Annotated in this window: 4 protein-coding genes; all 4 read right to left on the bottom strand. The window is 60.9% G+C overall.

Annotated features, from left to right (window positions below; genetic code table 11):
• Window positions 1-149 precede the first annotated feature (149 nt).
• The gene (gene mnmA, locus AC2VNK_RS09765; protein ID WP_291521578.1) at window positions 150-1,208 is read right to left on the bottom strand and encodes a tRNA 2-thiouridine(34) synthase MnmA; all 1,059 of its coding nucleotides are present in this window, start codon (window positions 1,206-1,208) and stop codon (window positions 150-152) included.
• A 13-nt stretch (window positions 1,209-1,221) separates the two neighbouring features.
• Window positions 1,222-1,416 carry a Fe-S cluster assembly protein IscX gene (gene iscX, locus AC2VNK_RS09760; protein WP_291521576.1) on the bottom strand — a complete coding sequence of 65 codons (195 nt, stop codon included), beginning with the start codon at window positions 1,414-1,416 and terminating at the stop codon, window positions 1,222-1,224.
• The gene (gene fdx / locus AC2VNK_RS09755) at window positions 1,416-1,754 is read right to left on the bottom strand and encodes an ISC system 2Fe-2S type ferredoxin (RefSeq protein WP_486883609.1); all 339 of its coding nucleotides are present in this window, start codon (window positions 1,752-1,754) and stop codon (window positions 1,416-1,418) included. The genes iscX and fdx overlap by 1 nt, the downstream gene beginning before the upstream one ends.
• The coding region (locus AC2VNK_RS09750; protein WP_486883608.1) for an Hsp70 family protein at window positions 1,755-2,376 on the bottom strand (622 nt) is incomplete at its 5' end.

The following is a 2,376-nucleotide window of genomic DNA, read 5'->3' as shown; positions in this document are numbered from 1 at the left end:
TTCTGCTTTCGCCAAAACTGTCCCACATTGGCTTACTGGAGTTTTATCGTGCCGGTGAAGCCATAACGGAGGGGAAAAAATGCGTACAGAAAATGTTACCGGAAATACAGCATATATTGGGTATACCCTGATGCAGGCGCGCACGCGGACTATCCCGCGTGCTGAATCCAGCCCCCGCCCAGCAGGCGCTCACCCTGATAGCAGACCGCAGCCTGACCGGGGGTGACGGCGCGTTGCGGCTCGGGGAAGCGAAGTTCGGCCCTGGCATCGGGGAGCAGGTGCAGCATGGCTGGCTCGGCGCGAGAGCGGTAACGTAATTTTACGGTCACAGCATGGCTTTCGCCGGGCGACAAATCCGCCAGCCAGTTGCACTCGGCCAGGCTGGCCGCACGGCGGTAGAGCTCGTCCTCACCGCCGACAATCACCCGGTTCTGCACCGGGTCCAGCGCCAAAACATAGCGCGGCTGACCGCTGCCACCGCCCAGACCGCGCCGCTGCCCGACGGTAAAGTGCAAGGTGCCCGGATGATGGCCGATAACCTGCCCGCTGCTGTCGACCATCTCTCCTTCCTGCGCCATGTCCAATCCGGCGTAATCTTCCAGAAAGCGGCGGTAGTCGCCATCCGGGACAAAGCAGATATCCTGTGAATCCTGCTTGGCTGCCACCGGCAGGCCGTGTTTGCGGGCCATGGCACGCACCTCATCCTTGTTCATGCCACCCACGGGAAAACGCAGGCGGGGCAATAGCGCCACGCCAATGGCAAAAAGAAAATAGGATTGGTCTTTGGCTTCGTCACGGCCGCGCAGCAGGGCGGTGCCCGAAGAAATTTCCGCCAGGCGCGCATAGTGCCCCGTCGCCAGCATCGTGGCGCCCAACTTTTCGCCTTCCGCCAGGAGGGCATCAAACTTGAGGAACTGATTGCAGCGCGCACAGGGATTGGGCGTACGCCCCGCCTGATATTCGGCGACAAACACATCGACCACCTGACGCCGGAACGCCTCGCGATAATCCAGCACCGTGTAGGGGATATCGAGCAGGGCGCAGATCTCAGCGGCGTCTTCGATATCTTTTTCATCGCAGCAGCGGCTCCTGGGCCACAGGCGCATGGTCACGCCGGTGAGTTCGTAGCCCTGCTCCTGCATGAGCAGTGCCGCTACGGCAGAATCCACCCCTCCCGAGAGGGCGATGAGGGCCTTTTTATCCGCCATGGCGCGGCCCGACTCAGTCCTTCTCCGCCAACCAGGCCATCTGGATGGCTTCGAGGATGCCTTCGCTGGACTTTTCGGGTTCGCCTTCAAAATCGGGCAGTTCTAATATCCAGCGATGCAGGTCGGTGAAACGCAGATGGGCCACATCGGCGTCCGGGTGGGCTTCATCCAGGGCAATGGCAAGCTCCATGGTGTCGGTCCAGCGCATCAGTGCCGCTCCTTTTCCAGATTGATAGTGTATTTGGGGATTTCGACGACCAGTTCGGTATCCGTCACTTTCGCCTGGCAACTGAGGCGGGAGGTCGGCTCCAGGCCCCAGGCCTTATCGAGCAAATCCTCCTCTTTTTCTTCTGCCGCCACGAGACTGTCAAAACCCGCGCGCAGAATCACATGACAGGTGGTGCAGGCGCAGGACATCTCGCAGGCATGCTCAATGTGAATATCATTGCGCATGGCGGCGGCGATGATGGTCTCCCCCGGCTCAGCGTCGAACACCGCCCCCTCGGGACAGATTTCCGGGTTCGGCAAGACGCGTATTTTAGTCATTCAATCTCCCAGATCGTCAATAGAACGGCCGGCGATGGCGCGGCGCAGGGCACTGTCCATACGCCGCTGTACCAGCGGTTCAGCGGCAGTTTCAACCGCTTCAGCGGCGGCCGTGATAACGTCGGCGTCATTACCCGACAAGGCGTTGATCAACGCAGCACCGGCTTTGTCCAGAATTTCCCGCTCCGCAGGATCTAGCAGGTCAGCATCGGCGGTCAAGGCCGTGCGCAAGGCTTCGCGCACCCGCTCGCCCTCCACTTTCGCTTCCGACAGGCGCCGCCTGGCCACATCTTCGGCGCCATGGGTGAACGAGTCCTGCAGCATCCTGGCGATTTCCGCATCATTCAGACCGTAAGACGGTTTAACGACGACTTCCGTACACACCCTGGTACCGGTTTCCTCTGCACGCACGGCCAGCAGGCCATCGGCATCCACCTGAAAGGTCACGCGAATTCTTGCGGCACCGGCCACCATAGGGGGAATGCCGCGTAGACTGAAGCGTGCCAGTGAACGACAGTCCTGCACCAAGTCGCGCTCACCCTGCAAGACGTGGATGCTCATGGCTGTCTGACCATCCTTGAAGGTGGTGAACTCCTGCGCCCGCGCCACCGGAATAGGGGTG

Source organism: Acidithiobacillus sp. TH-A35 (assembly GCF_057473505.1).
This window is presented reverse-complemented; position numbering and strand designations above follow the sequence as displayed.

Excerpts from the sequence above, each read along its gene's own strand:
- iscX (WP_291521576.1), bottom strand. The coding sequence starts at position 1,416 with ATGCGCTGGACCGACACCATGGAGCTTGCCATTGCCCTGGATGAAGCC.
- fdx (WP_486883609.1), bottom strand. The coding sequence starts at position 1,754 with ATGACTAAAATACGCGTCTTGCCGAACCCGGAAATCTGTCCCGAGGGG.
- mnmA (WP_291521578.1), bottom strand. The coding sequence starts at position 1,208 with ATGGCGGATAAAAAGGCCCTCATCGCCCTCTCGGGAGGGGTGGATTCT.